Genomic DNA, 25170 nt, shown 5'->3' on the forward strand with positions numbered 1-25170 from the left:
AGCTATGCCCCGAGTTGGTGCTTCAGCTGAGCAAATCCTGCAGCGTCGCCAGACTATCTGCCTCTTCCACAGGCTTGTCTTGGCGCCAGCGCAACATACGCGGAAAACGTACGGCAATGCCGCTTTTATGTCTTTTTGACAAGGCAATCCCCTCGAAGCCCAGTTCGAACACCAGGGTCGGGGTGACACTGCGTACCGGGCCGAATTTCTCCACGGTTGTTTTGCGCACGATGCTATCGACCTTGCGCATTTCTTCGTCGGTCAGGCCGGAATAGGCTTTGGCGAAAGGCACCAGGGTACGTTCGCTGCTGCCCGGTGGCCCGTCCCACACGGCGAAGGTGTAGTCGCTGTAAATGCTGGCACGGCGGCCATGGCCGCGCTGGGCATAGATAAGCACGGCATCCACGGAAAACGGGTCGACTTTCCATTTCCACCAGACCCCCATGTCTTTGGTGCGGCCCACCCCGTACAGCGCGTCCCGGCCTTTGAGCATCATCCCCTCGACACCCAGGCTACGCGAGGCTTGCCGTTGTTGGGCGAGGTCTTGCCAACTGCTCCCGGTCAGTTGCGGGGAAAGTTGCAGCGCTGGTGCAGCGGTGCCTTGCACCAGGCTTTGCAACTGCTCGCGGCGCTGCCACTGGGGCGTACTGCGCAGGTCCTGGCCTTGCCATTCCAGCAGGTCGTAGGCCAAAAGCACCACAGGGATATCGTCGAGTAACTTGCGGCTGAGGGTTTTACGCCCGATACGTTGCTGCAGTTGGGCAAAGGGCTGTACCGCCGGGGAGGGCGCAGCATCGGGCTGGCGAGGTTTCCAAACGACGATCTCGCCGTCGATGACCGTGCCGTCCGGCAGGCTGTCTTGCAGTTCGAGCAATTCGGGAAAACGCTCGGTGACCAGTTCCTCACCCCGCGACCACACCCAGACACGGCCATCGCGCTTGACCAGCTGGGCGCGGATACCGTCCCACTTCCACTCCACCAGCCAATTTTCGCAGGGCCCCAGCAGGGTCTCGAATTGCTCCACGGGCTGTTGCAGGGCATGGGCCAGAAAGAAAGGGTAGGGGCGGCCACCGCGTTGCGCATGTTCGTCGGCCGATTCGGCGGCCACCAACTGCCGATAGCTGTCAGCGCTGGGGCGGTGCGACAGGTCGGTGTAGCCAACCAGCCGCTGGGCCACGCGCTTGCTGTCGATGCCGGCCAACTGCGCCAGGGCGCGGGTCACCAGCAGCTTCGACACGCCGACGCGGAAACTGCCGGTGATCAGCTTCAGGCACACCATCAGGCTTTGTCGGTCCAGTTGTGCCCACAGTAGCGGCAAGCGCTGCTGCAGTTCCTCGGGCGGCAGGCCGCGCAAGGGCAGCAGCTCTTGCTCCAGCCAGTAGGCCAGGCCAGCGTCGGAGCTGTGGCGGGACTCTGGCAATAGCAGGGAGAAGGTCTCAGCCAAGTCGCCCACGGCTTGGTAGCTTTCTTCGAACAGCCATTGCGGCAAGCCGGATATACCCATGGCCAGTTCGCGCAATTGCCGCGTGGGCACTAATTGCCGGGGGCGCCCGCCGGCGAGGAAATACACCGCCCAGGCGGCGTCTTCAGCCTTGGCCTGGGCAAAATAGGCCTGCAGGGCGGCAAGTTTGGCATTGCTCGAGGTGGTGGCGTCCAGGTCGGCATACAGTTCAGCGAAGGCTTTCATGGCGTCACCTGGGCGGTGCTGTCGGCCGGGTCTTCCTCGTCGCCATACTCGGTGCTGAAGCCCTGGGCATCGAGGCCCAACTCGCGCAGGTAGCGCACTAACACCGCCACCGAGCCGTGGGTGACCATCACCCGTTCGGCCCCGGTTTGCTCGATGGCCCATAACAGCCCTGGCCAATCAGCGTGGTCGGACAGCACAAAGCCCCGATCCACCCCGCGGCGGCGGCGGGCGCCACGCAGGCGCATCCAGCCGCTGGCGAAGGCATCGCTGTAATCGCCGAAGCGGCGCATCCAAGTGCTGCCGCCTGCCGAGGGCGGTGCCAGAATCAAGGCGCTGCGTAGGGCCGGGTCGGTCTTTTTAAAATCGCCGGCATAGTGGGTCGGTGGAATATACACACCGCCCTCGCGGTACACCCGGTTCAACGGCTCTACCGCGCCGTGGACCAGAATGGGCCCAATACTGGCGTCAATGCCGTGCAAGATCCGCTGAGCCTTGCCGAAGGAGTAGCAGAACAGCACGCTGGCCTTGCCGGCGGCGGCATTGCCCCGCCACCAGTGGTCCACCTCGGCGAAAATATCCGCCTGCGGCTGCCAGCGGTAGATCGGCAAGCCAAACGTCGACTCGGTAATAAAGGTGTGGCAGCGCACCGGTTCGAAAGCCGCGCAAGTGCCGTCGGGCTCGACTTTATAGTCGCCCGAGGCAACCCACACCTCGCCGCGATACTCCAGGCGCACCTGGGCCGAGCCCAGAACGTGCCCGGCAGGGTGCAAGCTGAGGGTCACGCCGTGGTGCTGCAGGCGTTCGCCATAGGCCAGGGTCTGCAGGTTGATGTCCTGGCCCAAGCGTGCGCGCAGAATCCCCTCGCCGGGGGCAGCGGCCAGGTAGTGTTCGTTGCCGGTACGGGCGTGGTCGGCGTGGGCGTGGGTGATAACCGAGCGCGGCACGGGCCGCCAGGGGTCGATATAGAAATCCCCAGCGGTGCAATACAGGCCTTCGGGGCGGGCGACGACAAGATCCATGGGCAGTGCCGGGTTGGGGGCTTATGGTTATGAGCGCCGCCGGCCAGGGGAAGTTCGGCTGGATCGGGGCGCCGCCCGGCGCCCCTGGGCGTTACTTGGCGGGTGTCAGGGTCAGGCGTTTGGCGCCGTAGGCTTTCTCGAAGTTTTGCGGTTGCATCGGGAACGTCACGTATTGGGCTTTGAGCCCTGCATCAATGCCGTCGGCATAGTTCGGGCTGGCAGGATTGCCGGATTGCCCTGGGCTGTTGAGGCCGATCATCGGCTCGGCCTGGGCGAAGTCGACGACCATGCGCAGGGCCGGTGCAACCGTGACATCGAAGTTATCCCCCCAGGCATAGCTGGCCATGTTCAACGTGCTGTGATCGCCACCCGTGGCCAGCGGGCCGCGCACCACTTTGCCGGTGCCGTCAGTCCACTTCAGCGAGTGCAACTTACCCCACTGCCAGGCCTTGCGATCACTGCCCAAGCGACTTTCGGCCGCGTTAACGGCGCCGACCAGGCTGCGCGCAAGGATTTGCGGCTTGTCTTCTTTCTGCGCGGTGCGCTGGTCGTCCCAGAACGGGCTGTCTTCGCGTGCCAGCAGGTGGTCGGCCTGGGCCGAGTAGGACAAGCCAGCGTTAAGCAGCAAAGCCTTCCAGGCCGGTTGGGTATCGGGGCCGAGTTCGTCGAGGAAGGTCTGCCGGGCAGTTTCCTCAAGGAACAGCTCGTAGACCGCCGCATCCGCGGAGGTCGGGCTCAGCCGGCCATCGAACGCCATCAGGCGTGACAGGGCCTCGCGGGCTTTGCCGCGATCCGCTTCAGGCAAGCTATCGATGGCTTTTTTCAGCGGCTGGGCCAGCCCGGGTGCCTCCAGCATGCGCTTGAGTTTGCCCGCGAACAGGGTGGTCTGGTCATATTGCATGGTGATCATGCTGCGGCTGTCCTGCTGGCTGGCACTGGCCAGTTGGGCCAGGCGCTCGCTGCGCTCTGGGTAAGCCCAGGAGTTGGACAGCTGCATGCCGTAACCATGGGGGATGGTGCGTTGCCCGGCGGTGCCGAGCCAGCCTTGGGCCGGGTCCTGGTCGTAGGGGTGAAGCATCGCATCGGTAATCCCGTCCCACTCATAGCGCCAGTCCCAGCCGGGGGAGGGCAGCAGGCCTAGGCCTTCGCGACGGTTAGGGAAGCGCCCGGTGACCTGCCAGCCGATGTTCTGCGCGTCGGCGAATACCACGTTCAACGCGATGGCGCGGATTTCCCGGCTGGCGTCGGAGGCTTTTTCCACCGACTGCGCGCGCGACAGATCAAACAGCGCGTCCAGGCTTTTATCGCCCTTGAAGTCAGGGGTTTGCAAGGCCAGCCCAACCCCACCGGCCTGGGCGGCATTGAGCAGCGGCCCGTGGCGGGTTTCATAGACAACTTCGCGCAGGGCCTTTTGGCCCTTGATCAGGTAGGTTTCATTGCGCGCCAGCGCTGGCTGCCATTTGCCGCCTTCTACCTGATACATCAGGCGATTGCCTTCGGTGCGCAGTTTTTCCAGAAACAGGTCCTGATTGTCGCCCATGGCCGGGGTGATGCCCCAGGCCACCTTGCCGTTGAAACCGCCCATGACCCCCGGCAAACCGGCCAAGCTCATGCCGGCCGCCTGGTACTTGGGCGCGCGGATTTGCACGTAATTCCATAAGGTCGGCAGGCGAGTGGGCATTTGTGCGTCGCTGGCCAGCAAGCTTTTACCATTGCGCGCGCGGGCTGGCGCAATTGCCCAATTGCTGCCGCTAAAGCCCAGCGAGGCGTTCTGCGCCACGTCGCCAGCGGTTTTTTCCAGGGTGGCGAGGCCGGGGATTTGCCCGGCCAGGTTCAGGCCCTTGAGCTTGTCGGCTTCATCGAAGGGCAGCGCCTGGTCTGGGTACACCGGTAACAGCCAGGCCAATTTGTCGCTGCCGACTTTCTGCGCGAGCACCAGGGCAGCCAGTTCCTCTTGCAGGTTTACCGACACACCGAAGTTAAACAGGCAGAAGATCAGCGCGGAATCTTCCGCTTGCCAGTAATCAGGGCGGTAGCCGTTGCTGGCCAACTCGCCGGATAGCTTGTCGCGATAGCGAAACAGGTAGGCGTTAACCCCCCGAGCATAAACCTCGAAAAAGCGTTTGAGGCGCGGCGATGACGCGGCGTACAGCTCACTGGCGCTTTTTTTTAGGTTCACTGTGCGCATGAAACGGTCAGTGTCGAGGGCGGCGGCGCCGTCCATCTCTGCCAGTCGGCCCTGAGCGAGCAGGCGCATACGGACCATCTGGCCGATGCGGTCAGCGGCGTTGACATAGCCTTGGGCGAACAGCGCGTCGTGGAAATTATTGCTCTCGATCAGCGGCATGCCCTGGCTATTGCGCCGGATCGACACGTTCTGCGCCAACCCTTTGAGCGGCTGTACCCCGCTGGTGGGCAGCAGGGTGTCGGTGTCGCGCTCGGCAAGCCAGGCTTGGCAGCCACTGAGGCTCAGCAGCGCCAACACGGCGGTCGCCGCGCTGATTTTAGGGAGGAATAAACGAAGGGCTGGCGAGGCCATGGCAAGGCTCCTGCGGGGTGCGGTATCGCAAAGGCGCTAAGTTAGTCACCGCGACCACACCACGCAAGGGCACTGAGGTGCTTTATTTCGCTCAAAGGCCTATCAAGGCTTTGGCGGGTTGATCCGCGCCGCCTGCGCGTAGGCACGCACGGTGCCCGGGCGTTGCTTGATCGCCTGGAACCAGCGTTGCACGTGGGGGAAGTCGTTAAGGTCTTGGCCTTGCCATTCGTGGGAGACAATCCACGGGTAGATCGCCATGTCCGCGATGCTGTAGTCCTCGCCGGCCACGAACGTACGGTCACTCAGGCGCTTGTCGAGCACGCCATAGAGGCGCGCGGTTTCGTCGACATAGCGTTTGATCGCATAGGGGATTTTTTCTGGGGCGAACTTATTGAAGTGGTGATTCTGCCCGGCCATGGGGCCCAGCCCGCCCATTTGCCAGAACAGCCACTGCAGCGCCTCCTGCCGCCCACGCAGGTCTTGGGGGATGAACTGGCCGGTTTTCTCCGCCAGGTACAACAGGATGGCGCCGGACTCGAACAAGGCCAACGGGGCGCCGTCGACGGGGTCTTGGTCAACGATGGCGGGGATCTTGTTGTTGGGGGAAATCTTCAGAAATTCGGGCTTGAATTGCTCGTCTTTGCTGATATTGACCCCGTGCAGGGTGTAAGGCAGCCCGGCTTCCTCAAGAAACAGGGTGATCTTGTGGCCGTTGGGGGTGGTCCAGTAATAGAGGTCGATCATGCGGCACTCCGAAGCGGAAAGATGGATAGCTCAGGCATGTGGACGGCGCAGCGGCGAAAGTGTTCGCCCGCCATTGCAGCGGGCGTGGTCAAGCTTGCGTCAAGCGCCGTGGCACTTCTTGAATTTTTTCGCGCTGCCGCAAGGGCAGGGGTCGTTACGGCCGACGTCTTTCAGGCTATTACGCACCGGCTCTTGTGGCGCATGGTTACAGTGCGGGCCGTGCACATGGCCGTGGTCGTGGTGCGCGTGGTCATGGTCGTGGTCATGCGCGCAGTCGGGGCCATGGACGTGAGGTTGCTGGGTCATTGCGGTCACTCATGAAGTAAGTTGCCGGGGATTATCTCACCACTGCGGCGTAATTGCAGGTCGTGGCCAAACAACAGGCCGGTTTTCAATTCGCCCTGTAGGCGATAGGGAATCGGCCGGTCCGGGTGCTCCAGCAGCTTGGCGATAGATTTGGCGTGGCGCCAGAGGTTGGTGCGCACTGGCACCTGGTAGAACTCCCGGCCTTCGGCCGGCACGGTGAACCAGTCACTGGCCTCGCCATCGGCCAACAGCGTATCGCCTAAGTGCACACGGTAGCGCAGGCCGCGGATCGGCAGGCTTTGCTCATTGGGGTTGTCGATACGAAAATGCAGGATGAACTCTTGCTGAAGCAGGCGCGCTTTGACCACCTCGACCCTTACCAGGCGCACTTGCGGGTCCTGGAAGTTACCGGTCAGCCATGAGGAGCAACCGCCCAGGCTGGCCAGCCACAGCAAAAGCAAGATGCGTGTCGCATGTGCCCGGTTAAGCATGTCGGTCCCCTTTTTTGGCCCCCAGTCTAACAAGCAGGGCGGTGGCGGCAAGGTCGTACGTCTGGCGCGCTTGTCGTAGGAAAAGTTACTGGTCCATACTGAGCCTCCCGCAATCCACAGTCAGGAGCTGGCCATGGACCTTTACGAGATCGTTTTTTCCGGTGAGCTGGTGCCTGGCGCCCAGCCGGAGCTCGTCAAAGCCAACCTGGCCAAGCTGTTCAGTGCGGACGCGCAGCGCATCGACGCGCTCTTTTCCGGGCGCCGTCTGGTGCTGCGAAGCAACCTGGACCCCGATGCTGCGCAAAAATACCGCGCGGCCCTGGAGCGGGCGGGCGCGCTGGTCCGGGTTGAGATCATGGCGCTGCTGGTCGAGGAAATCGAAATGGCGCCGCCGCCCGACCAAGTGCGCTTCGTCCGCGCGGTCGCCTCGTCTCAACCTATGCCGCCACCGGCACCTACCCCTTCGGCACCGCAATCGGTACATCAGTTGCGTGAGCAAAAGCGCGCCAAGGTGATACCCCGGGATGTTTACATGGCGGCATTTACCGAAGTCGACGCGCCGGACTACGGCATCGCTGCGGTGGGCGCCGACCTTCAGGACGAAAAGCCCAGTGTCCGCCCGCCGGTGCTCGACCTCACCCAGTTCAGCCTGGCCCCCGCCGGCAGCGATATGGGTGAGCTCAAGCGCGCCGCGGCCAAGGCAGCGCCGGATACCTCGCATTTGCGGCTTATTCGTTGAGGTAAGTGGCGCAGCATTTCTTGAATTTCTGCCCGCTGCCGCAGGGGCATGCGTCGTTGCGGCCGGCCTTGAGCCCTACGGTGGGGTCGATGAAGTACCAGCGGCCGGCATTCTGTACGAACGAAGAGCGTTCCCGGTGGCAATGTTCGCCCGCGCTGTCATGCCAGCGAGCCTTGAAGGTCACAAAAGCGTGTTCCGGTTTGCCGCCAAAGACTTCGGCGCTTTCGACCTCCAGACCCAGCCAAGTGCTATTAGCGCTCCACTGGCTGATGCCTGGTACATCTAGATCCGCTTGCTGGGCGGGCAGGGTGGTGGCGACCAGATAGTCGATCAGGCCCAGCACGTAGGCGCTGTAGCGCGAGCGCATTAAGGCCTGGGCATCCGGCGCCGGGTGGCCCTCATGGTAATGGCCGCAGCAGGTGGCCAGGAGGTTGCCACTGGCGCAGGGGCAGATTGCAGTGCTCATGGGAGTCCCTCTGGTGTTAAAGCGGCTAGGCGGTCATCGCCTTACCACCAATATTTGCCGAAATTCTCCGGATTGGCCCAGAAACGTGAGTTCAGCCAATCGGGCACCTGTTTGTACTCGAGCAGGTCGTAGGTGAACAGGCTCAACACCTGGCCGTCGCGCTCGAACCGTTCGCTGGCCTGCAGGGCCAGGGCGAAAAAGTCGGTGTCGCTCCATGCGCAGGCTTGCAGGTCGGCCAGCACTGCGATGCGGCTGGCGTTAAGGTTGCGAATGCCGGCCAATAGCTGGCGGCCTTCAGCTTTGCCCATGTGCTCAAGGCAGCCCACCACCAACGCCAGGTCAAAACGTTGGCTGGCTTGGGCCGCAGGCAGAGGCCCCGGCGCTGCCAGGGTAACCTGGGTATCGGGGTGAGCGGCCTGGAAGGCGGCCAGCGCCGGAAACTCACTGGCCCCGCACACCAGCAGGCGCCGTGGGGCCTGGGTGTCGAGCAGCGCCGCGATCGCTTGCTGGGGGGTACGGGTGGAAAAACGTGGGGTCATTGGAAGTCCTCGAACCTGATCGGCAAGACTAGCCCGGACCCAGCCGTTCTGTCTCGTTCAACACCCTGTTTAAGCCAGTTGAACGAACGCTCGGTGGTTGCGGTCTGAGGCTGCGGACTTAAATAGAAAGTCAACCAGCATCCGCGTTGAATCAGGAGCATCAAAAAAATGAAAAAAATCGTACGGGCGGTTCTACCCGTTCTTCTGGTCAGCAGTATTCTTTCGGGTTGCGCGACGTCCAGCGATGGCAGCGCTCCGCTCAACCAGGGAAATTGGCCTATTTGTAGTGTGCTGGGTGGGCTTGCCGGTGGCGGCCTGGGGGCGATTGAAAGCGGGGCGTGGGCCGCTGGCGGTGGGGCGCTGGGGGCACTGGCCGGTGGTCTGATTTGCTATGCCCAAGACGGCGACGCCGACGGCGACGGTATTTTCGACCGCCGCGACCGCTGCCCGGACACCCCGGCCAACACGCCGGTCAAGCACAACGGTTGCCCAATGCCGGCCTATCCAGCCAAGGCGCCCGTAGCTGAGCCCGCGCCGACGCCGCCTGCGCCTGCTGCTGAAGTGATTACCTTGAGCGACACCGGCCAGGTGCTGTTCCCGTTCGATTCTTCCGAACTGACCGCCGATGCCCGCACTGCGCTGCAAGGCTTGCTGCCACGCCTGCAAGCGGCAGACGTGATCAGCATCAAGGTCATGGGCCACACCGACAGCATGGGCAGTGATGCCTACAACCAGGCGCTTTCCGAGCGCCGGGCGGCCAGTGTGGTGCGCTTCCTGACCGCTGCGGGCGTGCCTGCCAATAAGTTGAGCAGTGAAGGGTTCGGCGAGAGCCAGCCGGTGGCCGATAACGCCACCGACGCCGGCCGCGCGCAGAACCGCCGCGTTGAGTTGCAACTACAGCGCTAAGCGCTTCGCCGACCGGGGGCCCCCGGTCGGCTTCTTCCCCCCCGTTTCATTAGCTAAATGGCACTCTGCTAGGCTACTGTGCGCCCAGTAAAAACGCGCCCGTGTCCTTAGGAATCCGATCATGCGTAATGTCATGCTGTTTGCTGCGCTGCTTTCCCCCATGGCCATGGCGCAATCACTGAGCGTCGAGCCACACTCATTGATGCGCCTGCCGGTCAATGCCGGCGCGGTGACCTTGGAACGTCTGGATGTCGCCGACTACGCGACGGTGCTGGTCCCGGGTAACTTGAGTGAGATCACCATCGGTCAATTGAAAATGGGCCATGAAGCGCGTATCGCTATTGTGCCCAACCGTCAGGAGCTCACCTTGCGGGTGCACGATGCGCAAATGGCAAGCGGCAGCGAGATCCTCGCTCGCGGCGCCCCCGGCACGTTTGAAAAAGCCCCGTCGCCTGGGCGCAACCTGACCTTGCGCATCCATCGGCTGCAGGCCGATGAGCTGGTTCTGGACGCCCGTGGCGGCAGCGGTGCACCGGGTTTTGCTGGATTGGACGGCGGTTACGGGCGCCCTGCCGGGTGCTTATGGGGCGCGGCCAGCCGTGGTGCCGATGGCGACAACGGCGGCAATGGGCGCGAAGGCGGGGCCGGTGCTCTGGTGCGGTTGCAGGTGCCCAGCACTTTGGCCACCGAGGCTATCAAGGTCCGGGTCGACGGCGGAGCGGGCGGCGCGCCTGGGGCCGGCGGCAAGCCGGGCAAAGGCGGTGCGGGGAAAAACTGCCTGGTCTATCAGGCCAAGTCTGGTAAAGCCGGGCGGGCCGGGCAGCCTGGCCAGCCAGGCGCGACCGGTGCGCCGGGCAATTTGATCCTGCAGCGTCTTTAAAAGCTCGGGCGGGCCGCGGCGATAGCGACCACGGCCAGGCCCAGCAGCAGGTTACTGCCGACTAAACGCCGCACTCGTGTCATCACCGCCGCGCCGGCCGGCCAGTCCTCGGCGACGACGGCTTTGCGCAGTTCTGGCAACTGCAGTGCTTGCACGCGCAGAAACAGCGCCACCATCACTACGTACAACCCCATCATTGCCTGGACATAGCGCGGCGCCGTTTCGAAACCAGTGAAGCGCAGATGCAGGATGGCGACGCCGCTGATCGGAAGAATCACGATCGCCAGCCAGACCCAGACGAAGAATCGTCGGAAAACCTCTACCCACAGTGTCAGCCGTTGTGGCCCCGGCAAGGCGGCGACAGCGGCCGGACGCAGGATCATCCAGGCGAAGAACATACCTCCCACCCAAATCAGGGCCGCCAGTACATGCAAGGTGTAGAGCAACGTAAAGGCAGGCATGCAGATCTCCGTTCAGCGCAGGACGAGTTGAGCAGGTATGATAGCCGCCCGAGCCGAAACACTGAAAATTTATCCAGCCCTTGCGCCTCTCTAAGTCATGATCAGTAATCAACTCAAATCCCAGATCCAGGGCGCCTATACGCGGTTTCTCGAAGCCAAGAGCCTCAAGGCGCGTTATGGCCAGCGCCTGATGATCGCCGAAATCGCCAAGGTGTTGGGCGACATCGAGTGCGACGACGAAGGCCGCCGCAGTGGTGAGCCTGCGGTGGTGGCGGTCGAGGCCGGCACGGGTACGGGCAAGACCGTCGCCTATAGCCTGGCGGCCATTCCGGCGGCCAAGGCCGCGGGCAAGCGGCTGGTGATCGCCACGGCGACCGTCGCCCTGCAAGAGCAGATCGTCTACAAAGACCTGCCAGACCTCATGCGCAACAGTGGCTTGAACTTCACCTTTGCCCTGGCCAAGGGCCGTGGCCGCTATTTGTGCCTGTCCAAGCTCGACATCCTGCTGCAGGAAGGCCACGCGCAGACCGCCACCGCCCAGTTGTTCGAAGAAGAAGGCTTTCGCATTCAGGTCGACGAAGCCAGCCAGAAGCTGTTTACCAGCATGATCGAAAAGCTGGCGGGTAATAAATGGGACGGTGACCGCGACAGCTGGCCCCAGGCGCTCGAGGACCAGCAATGGTCGCAGCTGACCACCGACCACAGCCAGTGCACCAACCGCCATTGCCCCAACTTCCAGCAGTGCGCTTTTTATAAAGCCCGCGAAGGCATGGGCAAGGTCGACGTGATCGTCACCAACCATGACATGGTCCTGGCCGACCTGGCGCTGGGCGGTGGGGCCGTGCTGCCCGACCCCCGCGAAACCATGTACGTGTTCGACGAAGGTCACCATCTGCCGGACAAAGCAATTGGCCATTTCGCCCACTACACTCGGTTGCGTTCCACCGCCGACTGGCTGGAAACCACCGCCAAGAACCTCACCAAGTTACTGGCCCAGCACCCGCTGCCCGGCGACCTGGGGCGCTTGATCGAGCAGGTGCCTGAACTGGCCCGGGAGATCAAAACCCAGCAGCAATTCATGTTCAGTGCCTGCGAACAGGTGGCGGACTTCCGCCCCGGCGAAGACATGGAAGGCCGTGAGCGGCCGAGGCACCGGTTCGTCGCCGGCGTGGTGCCCGAACACATGCGGGAAATGGGCATCGAGCTGAAAAAGGGTTTCGCTCGCCTCACCGACCTGTTCACCCGGCTGACCGAATTGCTCAAAGAAGGCATGGATGGCGAGACCAGCATCGGTATCGCTAGCCATCAGGCCGAAGAATGGTACCCCTTGTTCGGTAGCCTGCTGGGCCGCTCACAGGGCAACTGGGAATTATGGACCGCCTTCACCGCTGAAGACCCTCAAGACAGCCCGCCCATGGCGCGTTGGCTCACCTTGGCCGAAAGCGGTGCGTTGTTCGACATCGAGGTTAACGCCAGCCCAATACTGGCCGCCGAGATGCTCCGGCGTAACCTCTGGAACGTCGCCTACGGGGCCTTGGTAACGTCTGCTACGTTGACCGCCCTGGGCAAGTTCGACCGCTATCGCATGCGTGCCGGGCTACCGAAAGCGGCGGTCACGACCATCGTGCCGAGCCCGTTTCACCATGCCGACGCCGGCGTATTGCGGGTACCGGACCTGCGCGCCGACCCGCGCGATGCGGTGGCGCATACCGCAGCCATCATCCGCGATTTGCCAGGCCTGGTAGAGGGGTCGCGGGGGACGCTGGTGTTGTTTTCTTCGCGCAAGCAAATGCAGGACGTGTTCGACGGCCTGGACCGTGACTGGCGCAAGCAGGTGTTTATTCAGGGCAACCTCTCCAAGCAGGAAACCCTGAATAAACACAAAGCGAGGGTGGACGGTGGCGACTCCAGCGTGCTGTTTGGCCTGGCCAGTTTTGCCGAGGGTGTCGACTTGCCGGGGGCCTATTGCGAACACGTGGTCATCGCCAAGATCCCCTTCGCGGTGCCGGACGACCCGGTGGAGGCGGCGCTGGCCGAATGGATCGAAGCCCGTGGTGGCAACCCCTTTATGGAGATCGCGGTGCCCGACGCCTCTTTGCGCCTGATCCAGGCCTGCGGCCGCTTGCTGCGTACCGAACAAGACCGCGGCACCATCACGCTGCTCGACCGCCGGGTAGTGACGCAGCGCTATGGCAAAGCGATCCTCAACGCGTTGCCGCCGTTCCGTCGAGAAATTTCCTGAACGCGGGGGCATGAACGCCCCCGTACGCGGTCTATCCTCATATCCTGCAAGGAGTGCTCACTGTCCATGATCCGTCGTTCATTGCCCGCCATCCTCGCCCTGCTGTGCGCCGCGCCTCTGTCGGCCATTGCTGCCGACAAAGCCCTGACGCTGTTCAATTTCGTACGCCCGGCCGATGTGGTGCAGATCACTACTCAAGGCGCGGAACTGCCGCAGTCTAATGCTGAGCAGACAGCCGAAGGGGAAGTGCTGCGGCGCGTCACGTTCAGCCCCGTGGAGCGCCCAAGCCTGCGCTTGAGCCCGCAAACAGGGGTATGGAATTGGTCTAACGCAAATGTGCTAAGCCTGCGCGTGCAAAGCGCCATGGACTGGGCGATCACGCTGTACGTCACGGTGCAGAGCCAAGACGGTAAAACCCTGACCAGCCGCGTCGACCTGCCGGCCGGCCCGGCGCAGACGCTGCTGGTGCCGCTGCAGGCGAGCTCCGCGCGTAGCCAAGGCATGCGTGCCGGGCCGCCGATGCCCTGGGTTCAGGACGGGCAGCGGTGGTTGTTGGCCGACAGCGCCGGTGAACTCGACCTGACCCAAGTCGCCTCGGTGGTGCTGGCCTTGGACAAGCCCGCGGCTGCCCAGAGCCTGCTCATCGAACGCTTCGGCGTGATTGAAGGCACTGATCTGCAAAAGGCCGCCTATAGCGGCATTGTCGACGCCTATGGCCAGTACAGCCGCAGCCAGTGGCCAGACAAAATCAGCAGCGACGAGCAACTGCGTAGCCGTGCCGATAAAGAGCAGGTGCAGCTCAAGGCCTGGTTGAGTGAGCGCGACAAGGCCGGGCTAGACACCTATGGAGGCTTGAAAAACGGCCCTTCGTTTGCGCCACGGGGGTTCTTCCGCACCGAGAAGCAGGGCGACCGCTGGTACCTGGTGACCCCTGAAGGCCACGCCTTCTATTCATTAGGCGTCAACGCCGTCGCCCCCGACGGTGGCAGGACCTACATCGAAGGCCGCGAGTGGATGTTTCAGGGCTTGCCTGGCGACGCTGGGCCAACCCGGCAATACGTCGGTCAGAGTAACCATATGGACGGCAACGGCTCATCGGTGGGCCGTGGCTTTGGTCAGGGCCGCTGGTACGATTTCTACGCGGCCAACCTGCAGCGTAGCTACGCCAAGCCCTGCCCGGACCGAGAGGACTGTGCTCCGCCGGGCTTCGATGGCTGGCGCTGGCAGAGCCACGCCATGGATCGCCTATTGGCCTGGGGTTTCAATACGCTGGGCAACTGGAGCGACCCGGCTTTCGAAAAGAAACAACGCGTCCCCTATACGCTGCCGTTGTCGATCGTTGGCGATTACACCAGCATCAGTACCGGGATGGACTGGTGGGGGCGCATGCCAGACCCCTTTGACCCACGGTTTGCCATGGCCACCGAACGCGCCGTGGCCATCGCTGCCCGTGATCACCGCGACGACCCGTGGCTGATCGGTTTTTTCGCCGACAATGAACTGGCCTGGGCCGCACCGGGCAACCAACCCAAAGCGCGTTATGCCCTGGCGTACGGTACTCTGCGCCAGACCACCGACGTGCCGGCCAAACGGGCCTTTCTCAAGCAACTGAGGGACAAGTACCGTAACCAGCAGGGGCTATCCAAAGCCTGGGGGATTGACCTGCCAGCGTGGGAGCTAATGGAGGATCCGGGCTTCGAAGCCCCATTGACGGACCCTCAGCACCCCGATATCGAAGAAGACTTCGCGCACTTCCAACGCACCTTCGCCGATGCCTATTTCAAAACCATCGCCGACGCTCTCAATTGGCATGCGCCCAATCACCTGCTATTAGGCGGGCGGTTTGCCGTCAGCACACCTGAGGCGGTCGCGGCCTGTGCCCAGTATTGCGATGTGCTGAGCTTTAACTTCTATACCCCCACGCCCCAAGACGGTTATGACTTCGCCGCCCTGAGGGCTTTGGACAAGCCCTTGCTGGTCTCCGAGTTCCACTTCGGTTCGCGCGACCGGGGCCCGTTTTGGGGCGGTGCGATGGAGGTGCCCCGCGAGGAAGATCGCGGCCCTGCCTACGCGCGCTTTCTGAAAGCGGCCGTGGATGAGCCGATGATTGTCGGTGCGCACTGGTTTCAGTACCTCGACCAGCCCGCGACCGGCCGCCTGCTCGATGGTGAAAACGGCCATTTCGGCTTGGTCGGCGTGACCGATGTGCCGTGGCAAGGCTTCATCGGCGCGGTTCGCAAAGCCAACCTTGAAGCCTTGCAACGTTTGAGTGCGCCGAGCCACTAGGCTATTCCCAAACCGCCTCAGGGCTGGAACAATGCGCTCCTTTTGCCAAGACCCGTGGGGTCGGGAGTTAGCCGGTGCAGATCCAGGGTCACTACGAACTGCAGTTCGAGGCCGTGCGGGAGGCGTTCGCACAGCTGATGGCGGGCCCTCAGGAGCGCGGCGCGGCTTTGTGCGTCCAGGTTGGCGGCGAAACGGTGGTGGACCTGTGGGCCGGCACGGCCGATAAGGATGCCACTGAGGTCTGGCAGAGCGACACACTGGTGAACGTGTTTTCCTGTACTAAGGTCTTCACGGCGGTCACCGCTTTGCAACTGGTCGACGAAGGTAAGTTGCAGCTCGATGCCCCCGTCGCCCATTATTGGCCCGCATTCGCCGCCCAAGGTAAAGAACGCATCACCTTGCGTCAGTTGCTCTGCCATCAAGCAGGGCTACCGGCGCTGCGTGACATGCTTCCCGCTGAGGCGCTGTATCAATGGCAGACCATGGTCGACGCGCTGGCCGCCGAGGCGCCGTGGTGGCAGCCGGGGGCGGGGCATGGCTACGCCGCCTTCACTTATGGCTGGCTCATGGGTGAGCTGATACGCCTGGCTGACGGCCGCGGGCCCGGTGAGGCCATCGCTGCGCGGGTGGCCAAGCCGCTGGGTCTGGATTTTCACGTTGGCCTGGACGACGCCGAGTTTCATCGGGTCGCCCATGTCGCCCGTGGCAAAGGGGTAGCCGGTGACGAGGCGGCCCAGCGGCTGCTTCAGGTAACCTTACGCGAGCCTACGGCGATGCCCACCCGTGCCTTTACCAATCCGCCTTCGATCCTCACCAGCACCAACAAGCCAGAGTGGCGACGTATGCAACAGCCTGCGGCGAATGGGCATGGCAATGCCCGCAGCCTCGCGGGCTTCTACAGTGCCTTGCTCGACGGCCGTTTGCTGGAGGCTGAACTGCTGACCCAGATGACCCGCGAACACAGTTTAGGTGATGACAAAACACTGATGACCCGCACGCGTTTCGGCCTGGGTTGCATGCTTGACCAGCCACAGGTCGCCAACGCAACCTTTGGCCTGGGCGCTGGAGCGTTTGGCCACCCAGGAGCGGGTGGTTCGGTGGGCTTTGCCGACCCGCAATATGATGTCGGTTTCGGTTTTGTCACCAATACTCTGGGCCCCTACGTGCTGATGGACCCGCGCGCGCAGGCTCTGGTCCGGGCACTGAAGGAATGTCTGTAGACGAGTCGACCGACGGTCTCCATCTGTGCGCGTACTGTTCTACTATGAATCAACGCTTTAGGCGGGTTTGTTAACCCGATTTATCTTCAACTGTCTATTTTTTCGTGGAAAGATCATGTCATTCAACAAGTCCATTACGTTCGCGCTGTGCCTGGCCGTCACCGGTTGCGCGCAAAATCCCCAAAATGCCTCGGCCGACCATAGCCCGCGTTGGTGGCAATTTGGCTCCAGTGCGAGCAGCGAGAACAAGGACGTTGAGCAAGCCATTAACGAAAAAGTCGCCAAGGCCGACGCGGCATCGGACACAGCCAGCCATTGGTGGTGGCCGTTTGGCGAGACCGCCAGTAACGACAACAAAGCCAAGCCGGTTGAGGCTCCCGCACCGGCCAAGGTCGCCATGGCCGAAACCGCCCAGCGCTGGTGGTGGCCGTTCGGTTCGACTGAGGAGCCCAAAGAACAGCCTAAAGTCGTGCCGATGCCCGACCCAAAAATCACCCAGGCGTGGCTCGACAGCTACGAACCACGCCTGCGCGAGGCCATCAAAGACAGCCGCTTCGAACTGGAACGCCGGGAAAACCTGTTGGTGATTACCGCGCCGGTGGATTCGTCGTTCAACCCGGACCGCCCAGCCATGCTCCTGCCCGTGAGCCTGGGCCCGATTACCCGGGTGGCCAAACTGGTCGAAGGCGACCCTAAAACCGCCGTATTGGTACTCGGCCACGCCGACACCAGCGGTGCTGCGGCGGCCAACCAAGTCGTGAGCCAGGACCGCGCCAAATCCATCGCGGCGATCTTTCGCCTCAGCGGCCTGGAACGTAACCGTCTGACCCTGCGCGGCATGGGCTCGGTCATGCCACGCGCGGCCAACGACAGCCCTCAAGGCCGCTCGCTGAACCGTCGGGTGGAAATTCTGCTGACGCCGCAGGACACCATGGTGGCCTTGCTGGCTAAGTACAACCAGCCGACGCCACCCGCTGCCGAACTGGTCGCCGTGCAGAACGTCCAGCCGCTGCCCGCCAAAGTGGCGGAAAAAGCCCCGGCCAAGAAAGCCGTTGCCAAGAAAGCCGCAGCCAAGCCTGCAGCCAAAAAAGCCACCCCAGCCAAAACTGCGGCCAAGAAGCCGGCGACGACTGCGGCTAAAAAACCGGCTGCCGATGCAGCTAAAGCCAACTGATCAGGGCGGCGCAGATGACCCAGGCATTGGCCGATATGCGTCGCGACTACACGCGCGACGGTTTGACCGAGGCGCAAGCGCCTGGCGAGCCTTTCGCGCTGTTTCACCAGTGGTTCGAGCAGGCGCGCAATACCGAGCAGGCGCCGGTAGAAGCCAACGCCATGACCCTGGCGACAGTGGATGCGAGGGGGCGCCCGCATTGTCGGGTGCTGTTGCTTAAAGGGCTGGATGATCAGGGCTTCACCTTTTTCAGCAATTACGACAGTGCCAAGGGCGAGCAGCTGGCAGCCAATCCCTGGGCCGCCATGACGTTTTTCTGGCCTGCGCTGGAGCGCCAGGTGCGCATCGAAGGTGCCGTGCAAAAGGTCACGCACCAGGAGTCTGACGCGTATTACCAGGTTCGCCCGTTGGGCAGCCGCCTCGGCGCTTGGGCTTCACCGCAGAGCCGGGTGATTGCCGATCGTGCCGAGCTGGAGTCGCTGTTGGCCGACACCGAGCAACGCTTTCGCGATAACGCCCCCCATTGTCCCGAGCACTGGGGCGGCTATCGGTTGTTGCCCGAGCGTATCGAGTTCTGGCAGGGGCGCCCCAGCCGCCTGCACGATCGCTTGAATTACCGCCTGGAAAATGGCCAGTGGCTGCGCGAACGCTTGGCCCCCTGATCGAGTGTTTTGACCCTTCCTACATTTGGCCTGTCCAACGTCTTACGGTGGGCAGAGCCTGTCTGCCGACTGAATGGAAGCAAAATTTAAACAGACCGTGTCGTGACAGCTGCCGACACTCAGCGTCTAATACGTATCTGTCCCATTGGAGAAGATCAATGCGTAAATCAGTTCTGCTTGTCGCGTGTTTCACCTCGATGTCGCTGCTGTTGGGCGGTTGTGCGTCGAGCCTGACAGGCGACTCCTATTCCCGCGATGAAGCCCGCCGTGTACAAACCGTACGCATGGGCACCATCGAATCGTTGCGTCCGGTGAAAATCGAAGGCACCAAGACCCCCATCGGCACCGGCGCAGGCGCTGTGGTCGGCGGTGTAGCCGGTAGCGCCGTCGGTGGCGGCCGTGGCAGCATCGTTATGGCGGTGATCGGTGCCGTAGCCGGCGGCCTGCTAGGCTCAGCTTCCGAAGAAGGCCTGACCCGCACCCAGGGCGTGGAAATCACCGTACGTGAAGACGACGGCAGCATGCGTGCCTATGTTCAGGCCGTGCAAGAGAACGAGATCTTCCGCGTCGGCGAGCGTGTTCGCATCATGACGGTAGATGGCACCAGCCGCGTTACTCACTGATCTTTGCGAAGATCAAAAAATCGGGGCCAAGGCCCCTCCTACACGCCCGTAGGAGGGGCCTCGGCCCCGATCTTTTTTCTATTCAACAGCAAGGATGTCGCGTGCCACCGCCTCGGCGATCCGTACACCGTCCACCCCGGCGGAGAGAATACCGCCCGCGTAGCCGGCGCCTTCACCCGCCGGGAACAACCCTTTGAGGTTGAGGCTCTGCAAATCTTTGTCCCGGGTAATGCGCAATGGCGATGAGGTGCGGGTTTCGATGCCGGTTAGCACCGCGTCGTGCATGGAAAAACCTTTGATCTGCCGCTCGAACGCCGGCAGCGCCTCGCGGATCGCCTCGATCGCGAAGTCCGGCAGCGCCAGGGCCAGGTCGCCCAGGCTCACGCCGGGTTTGTAGGACGGCTCCACACTGCCTAGGGTGGTGGAAGGTCGCCCTGCCACGAAGTCGCCAACCAACTGCGCGGGCGCTTCGTAATTGCTACCGCCCAGTACATAGGCCATCGACTCCAGGCGCTCTTGCAGCTCGATGCCGGCGAGCGGGCCATCAGGGTAGTCGACCTCTGGGGTGATGCCGACAACGATGCCCGAGTTGGCATTGCGTTCGTTACGCGAGTATTGGCTCATGCCGTTGGTCACCACTCGGCCGGGCTCCGACGTCGCCGCTACCACCGTGCCGCCTGGGCACATGCAGAAACTGTAGACCGAGCGGCCGTTCTTGGCGTGGTGCACCAGCTTGTAGTCTGCGGCCCCTAGTTTCGGGTGGCCGGCGTACTTGCCCAGGCGGGCCTGGTCGATGATCGACTGCGGGTGTTCCACGCGAAAGCCGATGGAAAACGGCTTGGCTTCCATGAACACACCACGCTTGTGCAGCATGCGGAAGGTGTCCCGCGCACTGTGGCCTAGGGCCAGGACCACATGGCGCGACATCAGACGCTCACCGCTTTGCAATTCGACGCCTTGCACGTGCTGGCTGTCGATCAGCAGGTCGGTGACTTTCTGTTCGAAACGAATTTCCCCGCCCAGCGCCTCGATTTCTTTGCGCATGGTTTCGACCATGCCGGTCAGGCGAAACGTGCCGATGTGCGGCTTGCTCACGTACAGAATTTCCGGCGGTGCACCAGCCTTGACGAATTCGTGCAGGACTTTGCGCCCATGGTGCTGCGGGTCTTTGATCTGGCTGTAGAGCTTACCGTCGGAGAACGTCCCCGCACCGCCCTCACCGAACTGTACGTTGGACTCGGCATTCAGCACATTTTTACGCCAGAGGCCCCAGGTGTCCTTGGTGCGCTGGCGCACTTCTTTGCCGCGCTCCAGCACGATCGGCTTGAAACCCATCTGCGCCAGGAGCAGGGCGGCGAAGATGCCGCAAGGGCCGAAGCCCACCACCAAAGGCCGCTGTTCGAGGCCCTCAGGGGCATGGCCGACCACTTTGTAACTGACGTCGGGGGCAGGGTTGACGTTATGGTCGTGGGCAAAGCGGGTGAGTACGCCGGCTTCATCGTGCACTTGCACGTCGATGCTGTAGATAAACTGCAATTCGCTGTTTTTCTTGCGCGCATCATAGCTGCGCTTGAACAGCGTGAAGGCCTGCAGGTCGCCATCGGTGATGCCCAGCCGCTGCACGATAGCAGGGCGCAAGGCCTCTTCAGCATGGTCCAAAGGCAGTTTGAGTTCGGTGATTCGTAGCATGACAGGGTCCAAATGTCCGGGCGTGCCCCCGGCGGCTTTTATCAACCGGCAATTATAAGCGGTTCACGAGCGTGGCTGGCAGGATAAATCGTCAGTCGTCGCGCGCGCCGCCGTAATAGGCGCAACCGCGTTGCACCTGGCCGTTGACGCGCAGTTCTGCGCTCAGCGACTGCACGCTGCCGGTCGTAGGGTCGACGCAGCGTTGCGGGGCAACCCACAGCTCGACCCGCTGATTGTTGGCCTTGGTGGTCAGATTCAGCCGGCCATCACCGCTTTGCTCCTCGATATAGGGCACTGCCAGCGGGGCCTGGCCGTCGCGTTCCAGGATCATGCCTTTGCCACTGGCCCGCAACGACCAGTTCGGGCTATGCCCGCTGGCACGCAGGATCAATGGCTTGAAGTTGGGGTCATCGCAGGCGCTGGCCGAACGTTCGACCCGGTACAGGTGCTGCAAATTGAGCTGGCCGTCGGCGCTGTTGGCGTTGCTGGCAGTGAAGCTGCCACGCACGTCGGCGAACAGCGTGCCTGGTTTACTGGCCAGCGCGCCCGCTTCTTGCAACAGGCCCGTATTGCCGATGTCCTTGACCACAAACCGCCGTTGCTCGTGGCAAGGCAGGAAGAGTAATCGGCCGCCTTCGCCTTTGAGCTCACCCTGCATACGGTTGAGCCCTGCAGTAGACGCGGGCGTAGGCGCGCCGGCGCCGAGCATCTGGCAAGCACTGAACAGTGGGACAAGGGAGACGAGCAAAAGGGAACGGGCAAAGCGCATTGATGGGTACTCCAGGCAAGTGCGCGTACTGTAGCAAAAAGATCGGGGGCCTGCGGAACGCGGCCCCCGATCTATGGGCTAACCGCCTAGATAAGCTTCGCGCACCTTGGGGTCGGTCAGCAGGGTCTCACCGCTGCCTTCCATCACCACCCGGCCGTTCTCCAGCACGTAGGCACGGTCGGCGATCTTCAGAGCCTGGTTAGCGTTCTGCTCCACCAAAAATACCGTGACACCGTCGCGCCGTAGCTGCTCGATGATATCGAAGATCTGCGCGATGATGATGGGCGCAAGGCCCAGGGACGGCTCGTCCAACAGCAATAGCTTGGGCTTGCTCATCAACGCCCGGCCAATGGCGAGCATTTGTTGTTCGCCACCGGACATGGTCCCGCCGCGTTGGGAGAACCGTTCTTTCAGGCGCGGAAACAAGGCCAGGACTTTGTCCATCTGCTCCTGATAGTCGCCTTTTTCGGTGAAGAACCCGCCCATGGCGAGGTTTTCTTCTACCGTCAGGCGGGCGAAGACCCGGCGGCCTTCGGGCACCACGGCAATACTTTTGCGCATGATGATTGCCGATTCCTGGCCGACCAATTCTTCGCCCAGGTAGCGGATGCTGCCCGAATGCGCACGGGGCGACCCGCACAGCGTCATCAGCAGCGTGGATTTACCCGCACCGTTAGCGCCGATCAGGGTGACAATCTCGCCTTGGCGTACTTCCACGTTGACCCCGTGCAGGGCCTGGATCTTGCCGTAGAAAGTGGAAACGTTTTCGAACCGCAGCATTTACGCTTCCCCCAGGTAGGCTTTGATGACGTCCGGGTTGCCTCGGATCTGTTCAGGTGTGCCGTCGGCCAGGGGTGTCCCTTGGTTGATCACGACGATGTGGTCGGAAATGCTCATCACCAGTTTCATGTCGTGCTCGATCAACAGTACCGTGGCGTTGTATTCCTCGCGCAGGGTGCTGATGAGCGCTTTGAGGTCGTCGGTTTCTCTGGGGTTGAGCCCTGCCGCAGGTTCGTCGAGCATGAGAATGCGCGGGCGCGTCATCATGCAGCGGGCGATTTCCAGGCGCCGTTGTTGGCCATAGGCCAGGGTGCCAGCAGTGCGATTGGCGAACTCTTTCAAGTTGACCTTTTCCAGCCAGTGCTCGGCATAGTCCATTGCCTCGCGCTCGCTCCTGCGGAAGGCCGGGGTCTTGAACAGCCCCGCCAGAAAGTTGGTGTTCAAGTGGCGGTGCTGAGCGATGAGCAGGTTTTCCACGGCGGTCATGTCTTTGAACAGCCGGACGTTCTGGAAGGTACGCACCACGCCTTTACGCGCGATCTGGTGGCCGGGCAGGCCTTGGATGGGCTCGCCGTCGAGCAGGATCTGGCCGCCGCTGGGGCGATAGAAGCCGGTCAGGCAGTTGAACACCGTAGTCTTGCCGGCCCCGTTGGGGCCGATCAGTGCCACGACCTGTTTTTCTTTGACTGTCAGGCCTACGCCGTTGACCGCCAGCAGGCCCCCGAAGCGCATGCTCAGGTCGCTGACGTGCAGAATATCGCGGCTCATGTGCGCAGCTCCATGTGCGGACGCTGCATGGGCAGCAGGCCTTGGGGGCGCCAAATCATCATCAGGACCATCATGGCGCCAAACATCAACATGCGGTAATCGCTGAATTCACGCATCAATTCCGGCAGCAGAATCATCACGATGGCCGCCAGGATGACGCCCAGTTGCGAGCCCATACCGCCCAGTACCACGATCGCGAGGATGATCGCGGACTCGATGAAGGTAAACGACTCCGGCGTGACCAAGCCCTGCCGGGCAGCAAAGAAGCTCCCGGCAAAACCGGCAAACGCGGCGCCCAGGGTGAAGGCCGAAAGCTTGATCACGGTAGGGTTGAGGCCCAGCGCGCGGCAGGCGATTTCGTCTTCGCGCAAGGCTTCCCAGGCACGCCCGATGGGCATGCGCAGCAGCCGGTTGATCACGAATAGCGCCGCCAATGCCATCAGCAAGGCAATCAGGTAGAGAAAGATGACCTTACTGATCGGGCTGTATTCCAAACCGAAAAACTGGTGAAAGGTCTGCGAGCCTTCGGCCGCCCGGCGTTCGAAGCTGAGCCCGAACAGGGTCGGTTTCTCGATGTTGCTGATGCCGTTGGGCCCACCGGTGATGTCGGTGAGGTTGCGCAGGAAGATGCGGATGATCTCACCGAAGCCCAGCGTGACGATGGCCAGGTAGTCGCCCCTGAGCCGCAGCACCGGAAAACCCAGCAAGAAACCAAACGTCGCCGCCAGCAGGCCGGCCAGTGGCAGGCATTCCCAGAAGCTCAGGCCGAAGTAGTGAGAGAGCAGGGCATAGCCGTAGGCGCCCACCGCGTAAAAACCGACGTAGCCCAGGTCGAGCAAGCCGGCCAGGCCAACCACGATGTTCAGACCGAGCCCGAGCATGACGTAGATCAGGATCAGCGTGGCGATGTCCACCGCGCCCCGCGAGCCAAAGAACGGCCAAACGAATGCCAGTACCACCAAGGCCAGGATAAACCAGCGCTGGGTACTGGGCAGGGTGAAGAAATGGGCGGCTTTTGCCGGGATCAGGGGCGTGCCACTGTTGCGGCGCAGGCCACCGATGCGTTCGGCGAACAACACCCGCAAGAACATCAGCAGCGAACAGGCGGCGATGGTGATCACCGTTCCGGCGCTGGCATTCTGCACCACCAGGGTGACGCCCGAAAACGCCAGCTTCAGGCCAAGCACCGGGTAGGCCACGGCCCACACCAGCAGTGCGCTAAACAGCGCGGATTTAAAAGGCTTGCTCATACTTTCTCAACCTCCGGACGGCCCAGGATGCCGGTCGGCCGGAATAATAGGACCAGGACCAGTAAACCGAAGGACACCACGTCCTTGTACTGGTCACCGAACAGGTCGGCACCGAAGGCTTCGGCGACGCCCAAGACCAGGCCGCCCAGCATGGCGCCTGGGATGCTGCCGATACCGCCAAGCACGGCGGCAGTGAAAGCTTTGAGCCCCACCAGAAAACCGGCGCTGGGGTTGATCACGCCGTATTGCATGCTCAGCAACACTGCGGCAACTGCCGCCAGCGCAGCGCCTACCACGAATGTCAGGGCGATGATGCCATTGGTGTTGATGCCCAGCAGGTTGGCCATCTTCATGTCCTCGGCGCAGGCACGGCAAGCGCGGCCCATGCGTGAACGCGAGATGAACAAGGTCAAGCCGACCATGGCTGACAGGGTGACTAGGAACACCACGATCTGCATGTAGGAAATCTGTACTTCCTGAGCGCCACCCGGGCCGAAGGTCAGGCTACCTGGCAGCAGGTTGGGAATGGCGAAGTTGCCTGAGCCCTGGGACAGCTGTACCGAGTTTTGCAGGAATATCGACATGCCGATGGCTGAGATCAGCGGGATCAGCCGGTTGCTGTTGCGCAACGGTCGGTAAGCGACCCGTTCGATGCTGTAGCCATAGGCGCTGGTCACCAGAATGGCCGCGGCGAAGCCGGCGATCATCAGGATAGGCAGGCTATGGATACCCATCATGGCCAAACCGGCCAAGACGATGAAGGCTACGTAGGAGCCGATCATATACACCTCGCCATGGGCGAAGTTGATCATTCCAATGATGCCGTAGACCATCGTGTAACCGATGGCGATCAATGCATACGTGCTGCCGATGGTCAGGCCATTCACCAGCTGTTGCATATAGTGAAAAATCTCGGGCATTTACCGCGCT

General features: G+C 62.5%; 24 protein-coding genes. 9 read left to right on the plus strand and 15 right to left on the minus strand.

Translation table 11 applies throughout. From position 1 onward, the window contains the following. Nucleotides 1–22 precede the first annotated feature (22 nt). The 6 genes from QCL65_RS07240 to QCL65_RS07265 form a co-directional block, all read right to left on the minus strand. Nucleotides 23–1687, minus strand: coding sequence for an ATP-dependent DNA ligase (locus tag QCL65_RS07240; RefSeq protein WP_407315572.1), 1665 nt, complete (start codon nucleotides 1685–1687; stop codon nucleotides 23–25). Then, nucleotides 1684–2706, minus strand: coding sequence for a ligase-associated DNA damage response exonuclease (locus QCL65_RS07245; protein ID WP_407315573.1), 1023 nt, complete (start codon nucleotides 2704–2706; stop codon nucleotides 1684–1686). The genes QCL65_RS07240 and QCL65_RS07245 overlap by 4 nt, the downstream gene beginning before the upstream one ends. 91 nt (nucleotides 2707–2797) lie before the next feature. Continuing rightward, nucleotides 2798–5245: a penicillin acylase family protein gene (locus tag QCL65_RS07250; protein WP_407315574.1), complete on the minus strand. Its 2448-nt coding sequence runs from the start codon at nucleotides 5243–5245 to the stop codon at nucleotides 2798–2800. A gap of 102 nt (nucleotides 5246–5347) precedes the next feature. Beyond that, entirely contained in the window at nucleotides 5348–5989 is a 642-nt protein-coding gene (locus QCL65_RS07255) for a glutathione binding-like protein (protein WP_407315575.1), read from the minus strand. Between the two features lie 99 nt (nucleotides 5990–6088). After that, the gene (locus QCL65_RS07260; protein WP_407315576.1) at nucleotides 6089–6295 is read right to left on the minus strand and encodes an SEC-C metal-binding domain-containing protein; all 207 of its coding nucleotides are present in this window, start codon (nucleotides 6293–6295) and stop codon (nucleotides 6089–6091) included. 5 nt (nucleotides 6296–6300) lie between these two features. Beyond that, the gene (locus QCL65_RS07265) at nucleotides 6301–6786 is read right to left on the minus strand and encodes an LEA type 2 family protein (protein WP_407315577.1); all 486 of its coding nucleotides are present in this window, start codon (nucleotides 6784–6786) and stop codon (nucleotides 6301–6303) included. Between the two features lie 133 nt (nucleotides 6787–6919). Here QCL65_RS07265 and QCL65_RS07270 point away from each other — a divergent pair, with 133 nt between their 5' ends. Beyond that, nucleotides 6920–7525 carry a hypothetical protein gene (locus QCL65_RS07270; protein ID WP_407315578.1) on the plus strand — a complete coding sequence of 202 codons (606 nt, stop codon included), beginning with the start codon at nucleotides 6920–6922 and terminating at the stop codon, nucleotides 7523–7525. Here QCL65_RS07270 and QCL65_RS07275 read toward each other — a convergent pair. Together QCL65_RS07275 and QCL65_RS07280 are read right to left on the minus strand one after the other, a co-directional pair. Then, nucleotides 7515–7991, minus strand: a complete 477-nt coding sequence (locus QCL65_RS07275) for a YchJ family protein (RefSeq protein WP_407315579.1) — start codon at nucleotides 7989–7991, stop codon at nucleotides 7515–7517. The two genes, QCL65_RS07270 and QCL65_RS07275, sit on opposite strands and share 11 nt — an antisense overlap. A 41-nt stretch (nucleotides 7992–8032) precedes the next feature. Then, entirely contained in the window at nucleotides 8033–8530 is a 498-nt protein-coding gene (locus QCL65_RS07280; RefSeq protein WP_407315580.1) for a DUF6231 family protein, read from the minus strand. Nucleotides 8531–8698: 168 nt separating this feature from the next. On the opposite strand from QCL65_RS07280, the gene QCL65_RS07285 reads away from it, so the two are divergent. Further along, a complete protein-coding gene (locus QCL65_RS07285) occupies nucleotides 8699–9436 on the plus strand; it encodes an OmpA family protein (protein WP_407315582.1) in 738 nt (245 codons plus the stop codon). 121 nt (nucleotides 9437–9557) lie between these two features. Beyond that, nucleotides 9558–10316 carry a collagen-like protein gene (locus QCL65_RS07290; RefSeq protein ID WP_407315583.1) on the plus strand — a complete coding sequence of 253 codons (759 nt, stop codon included), beginning with the start codon at nucleotides 9558–9560 and terminating at the stop codon, nucleotides 10314–10316. Here the strand turns inward: QCL65_RS07290 and QCL65_RS07295 are convergent. Further along, the gene (locus QCL65_RS07295) at nucleotides 10313–10777 is read right to left on the minus strand and encodes a CopD family protein (RefSeq protein WP_407315584.1); all 465 of its coding nucleotides are present in this window, start codon (nucleotides 10775–10777) and stop codon (nucleotides 10313–10315) included. The two genes, QCL65_RS07290 and QCL65_RS07295, sit on opposite strands and share 4 nt — an antisense overlap. Before the next feature lie 97 nt (nucleotides 10778–10874). Here QCL65_RS07295 and dinG point away from each other — a divergent pair, with 97 nt between their 5' ends. From dinG to QCL65_RS07325, 6 genes are all read left to right on the plus strand, one after another. After that, entirely contained in the window at nucleotides 10875–13019 is a 2145-nt protein-coding gene (dinG, locus tag QCL65_RS07300) for an ATP-dependent DNA helicase DinG (RefSeq protein WP_407315585.1), read from the plus strand. 66 nt (nucleotides 13020–13085) lie between these two features. Next, complete coding sequence (locus tag QCL65_RS07305) at nucleotides 13086–15305, plus strand: beta-agarase (RefSeq protein WP_407315586.1); 2220 nt, start codon at nucleotides 13086–13088, stop codon at nucleotides 15303–15305. Nucleotides 15306–15379: 74 nt separating this feature from the next. Then, nucleotides 15380–16525, plus strand: a complete 1146-nt coding sequence (locus QCL65_RS07310; RefSeq protein WP_407315587.1) for a serine hydrolase domain-containing protein — start codon at nucleotides 15380–15382, stop codon at nucleotides 16523–16525. A gap of 115 nt (nucleotides 16526–16640) precedes the next feature. Beyond that, nucleotides 16641–17699, plus strand: coding sequence for an OmpA family protein (locus QCL65_RS07315; protein ID WP_407315588.1), 1059 nt, complete (start codon nucleotides 16641–16643; stop codon nucleotides 17697–17699). A gap of 14 nt (nucleotides 17700–17713) precedes the next feature. Continuing rightward, the gene (gene pdxH / locus QCL65_RS07320) at nucleotides 17714–18361 is read left to right on the plus strand and encodes a pyridoxamine 5'-phosphate oxidase (RefSeq protein ID WP_407315589.1); all 648 of its coding nucleotides are present in this window, start codon (nucleotides 17714–17716) and stop codon (nucleotides 18359–18361) included. A 158-nt stretch (nucleotides 18362–18519) separates the two neighbouring features. Then, nucleotides 18520–18984 (plus strand): glycine zipper 2TM domain-containing protein, encoded by a 465-nt coding sequence (locus QCL65_RS07325; protein WP_407315591.1) that lies wholly within the window; start codon nucleotides 18520–18522, stop codon nucleotides 18982–18984. A 78-nt stretch (nucleotides 18985–19062) separates the two neighbouring features. On the opposite strand, the gene QCL65_RS07330 is transcribed toward QCL65_RS07325, so the two are convergent. The 6 genes from QCL65_RS07330 to livH all read right to left on the minus strand — a co-directional run bounded on the left by QCL65_RS07330 (nucleotide 19063) and on the right by livH (nucleotide 25160). After that, a complete protein-coding gene (locus tag QCL65_RS07330) occupies nucleotides 19063–20673 on the minus strand; it encodes an NAD(P)/FAD-dependent oxidoreductase (protein WP_407315592.1) in 1611 nt (536 codons plus the stop codon). Between the two features lie 91 nt (nucleotides 20674–20764). Next, nucleotides 20765–21442 carry a COG3650 family protein gene (locus QCL65_RS07335; RefSeq protein WP_407315593.1) on the minus strand — a complete coding sequence of 226 codons (678 nt, stop codon included), beginning with the start codon at nucleotides 21440–21442 and terminating at the stop codon, nucleotides 20765–20767. 78 nt (nucleotides 21443–21520) lie between these two features. After that, nucleotides 21521–22222 (minus strand): ABC transporter ATP-binding protein, encoded by a 702-nt coding sequence (locus QCL65_RS07340; RefSeq protein ID WP_407315594.1) that lies wholly within the window; start codon nucleotides 22220–22222, stop codon nucleotides 21521–21523. Next, nucleotides 22223–22990 carry a high-affinity branched-chain amino acid ABC transporter ATP-binding protein LivG gene (gene livG, locus QCL65_RS07345; RefSeq protein ID WP_407315595.1) on the minus strand — a complete coding sequence of 256 codons (768 nt, stop codon included), beginning with the start codon at nucleotides 22988–22990 and terminating at the stop codon, nucleotides 22223–22225. Continuing rightward, nucleotides 22987–24240: a high-affinity branched-chain amino acid ABC transporter permease LivM gene (locus QCL65_RS07350; RefSeq protein WP_407315596.1), complete on the minus strand. Its 1254-nt coding sequence runs from the start codon at nucleotides 24238–24240 to the stop codon at nucleotides 22987–22989. The genes livG and QCL65_RS07350 overlap by 4 nt, the downstream gene beginning before the upstream one ends. Further along, a complete protein-coding gene (livH, locus tag QCL65_RS07355; RefSeq protein ID WP_407315597.1) occupies nucleotides 24237–25160 on the minus strand; it encodes a high-affinity branched-chain amino acid ABC transporter permease LivH in 924 nt (307 codons plus the stop codon). Before livH ends, QCL65_RS07350 begins: the two co-directional genes overlap by 4 nt. Between the last annotated feature and the right edge of the window lie 10 nt (nucleotides 25161–25170).

Origin of the sequence: Pseudomonas sp. nanlin1, from assembly GCF_045571515.1 — a bacterium.
GTDB lineage: Bacteria > Pseudomonadota > Gammaproteobacteria > Pseudomonadales > Pseudomonadaceae > Aquipseudomonas.

Bases quoted from the DNA above. Each gene is read 5' to 3' on its own strand.
- QCL65_RS07335 (WP_407315593.1), bottom strand. From the start codon at position 21,442: ATGCGCTTTGCCCGTTCCCTTTTGCTCGTCTCCCTTGTCCCACTGTTC.
- dinG (WP_407315585.1), top strand. From the start codon at position 10,875: ATGATCAGTAATCAACTCAAATCCCAGATCCAGGGCGCCTATACGCGG.
- QCL65_RS07275 (WP_407315579.1), bottom strand. From the start codon at position 7,991: ATGAGCACTGCAATCTGCCCCTGCGCCAGTGGCAACCTCCTGGCCACC.
- pdxH (WP_407315589.1), top strand. From the start codon at position 17,714: ATGACCCAGGCATTGGCCGATATGCGTCGCGACTACACGCGCGACGGT.
- QCL65_RS07240 (WP_407315572.1), bottom strand. From the start codon at position 1,687: ATGAAAGCCTTCGCTGAACTGTATGCCGACCTGGACGCCACCACCTCG.
- QCL65_RS07350 (WP_407315596.1), bottom strand. From the start codon at position 24,240: ATGAGCAAGCCTTTTAAATCCGCGCTGTTTAGCGCACTGCTGGTGTGG.
- QCL65_RS07285 (WP_407315582.1), top strand. From the start codon at position 8,699: ATGAAAAAAATCGTACGGGCGGTTCTACCCGTTCTTCTGGTCAGCAGT.
- QCL65_RS07280 (WP_407315580.1), bottom strand. From the start codon at position 8,530: ATGACCCCACGTTTTTCCACCCGTACCCCCCAGCAAGCGATCGCGGCG.
- QCL65_RS07265 (WP_407315577.1), bottom strand. From the start codon at position 6,786: ATGCTTAACCGGGCACATGCGACACGCATCTTGCTTTTGCTGTGGCTG.
- QCL65_RS07255 (WP_407315575.1), bottom strand. From the start codon at position 5,989: ATGATCGACCTCTATTACTGGACCACCCCCAACGGCCACAAGATCACC.
- QCL65_RS07250 (WP_407315574.1), bottom strand. From the start codon at position 5,245: ATGGCCTCGCCAGCCCTTCGTTTATTCCTCCCTAAAATCAGCGCGGCG.
- livG (WP_407315595.1), bottom strand. From the start codon at position 22,990: ATGAGCCGCGATATTCTGCACGTCAGCGACCTGAGCATGCGCTTCGGG.
- livH (WP_407315597.1), bottom strand. From the start codon at position 25,160: ATGCCCGAGATTTTTCACTATATGCAACAGCTGGTGAATGGCCTGACC.
- QCL65_RS07270 (WP_407315578.1), top strand. From the start codon at position 6,920: ATGGACCTTTACGAGATCGTTTTTTCCGGTGAGCTGGTGCCTGGCGCC.
- QCL65_RS07290 (WP_407315583.1), top strand. From the start codon at position 9,558: ATGCGTAATGTCATGCTGTTTGCTGCGCTGCTTTCCCCCATGGCCATG.
- QCL65_RS07330 (WP_407315592.1), bottom strand. From the start codon at position 20,673: ATGCTACGAATCACCGAACTCAAACTGCCTTTGGACCATGCTGAAGAG.
- QCL65_RS07245 (WP_407315573.1), bottom strand. From the start codon at position 2,706: ATGGATCTTGTCGTCGCCCGCCCCGAAGGCCTGTATTGCACCGCTGGG.
- QCL65_RS07260 (WP_407315576.1), bottom strand. From the start codon at position 6,295: ATGACCCAGCAACCTCACGTCCATGGCCCCGACTGCGCGCATGACCAC.
- QCL65_RS07305 (WP_407315586.1), top strand. From the start codon at position 13,086: ATGATCCGTCGTTCATTGCCCGCCATCCTCGCCCTGCTGTGCGCCGCG.
- QCL65_RS07315 (WP_407315588.1), top strand. From the start codon at position 16,641: ATGTCATTCAACAAGTCCATTACGTTCGCGCTGTGCCTGGCCGTCACC.
- QCL65_RS07325 (WP_407315591.1), top strand. From the start codon at position 18,520: ATGCGTAAATCAGTTCTGCTTGTCGCGTGTTTCACCTCGATGTCGCTG.
- QCL65_RS07295 (WP_407315584.1), bottom strand. From the start codon at position 10,777: ATGCCTGCCTTTACGTTGCTCTACACCTTGCATGTACTGGCGGCCCTG.
- QCL65_RS07340 (WP_407315594.1), bottom strand. From the start codon at position 22,222: ATGCTGCGGTTCGAAAACGTTTCCACTTTCTACGGCAAGATCCAGGCC.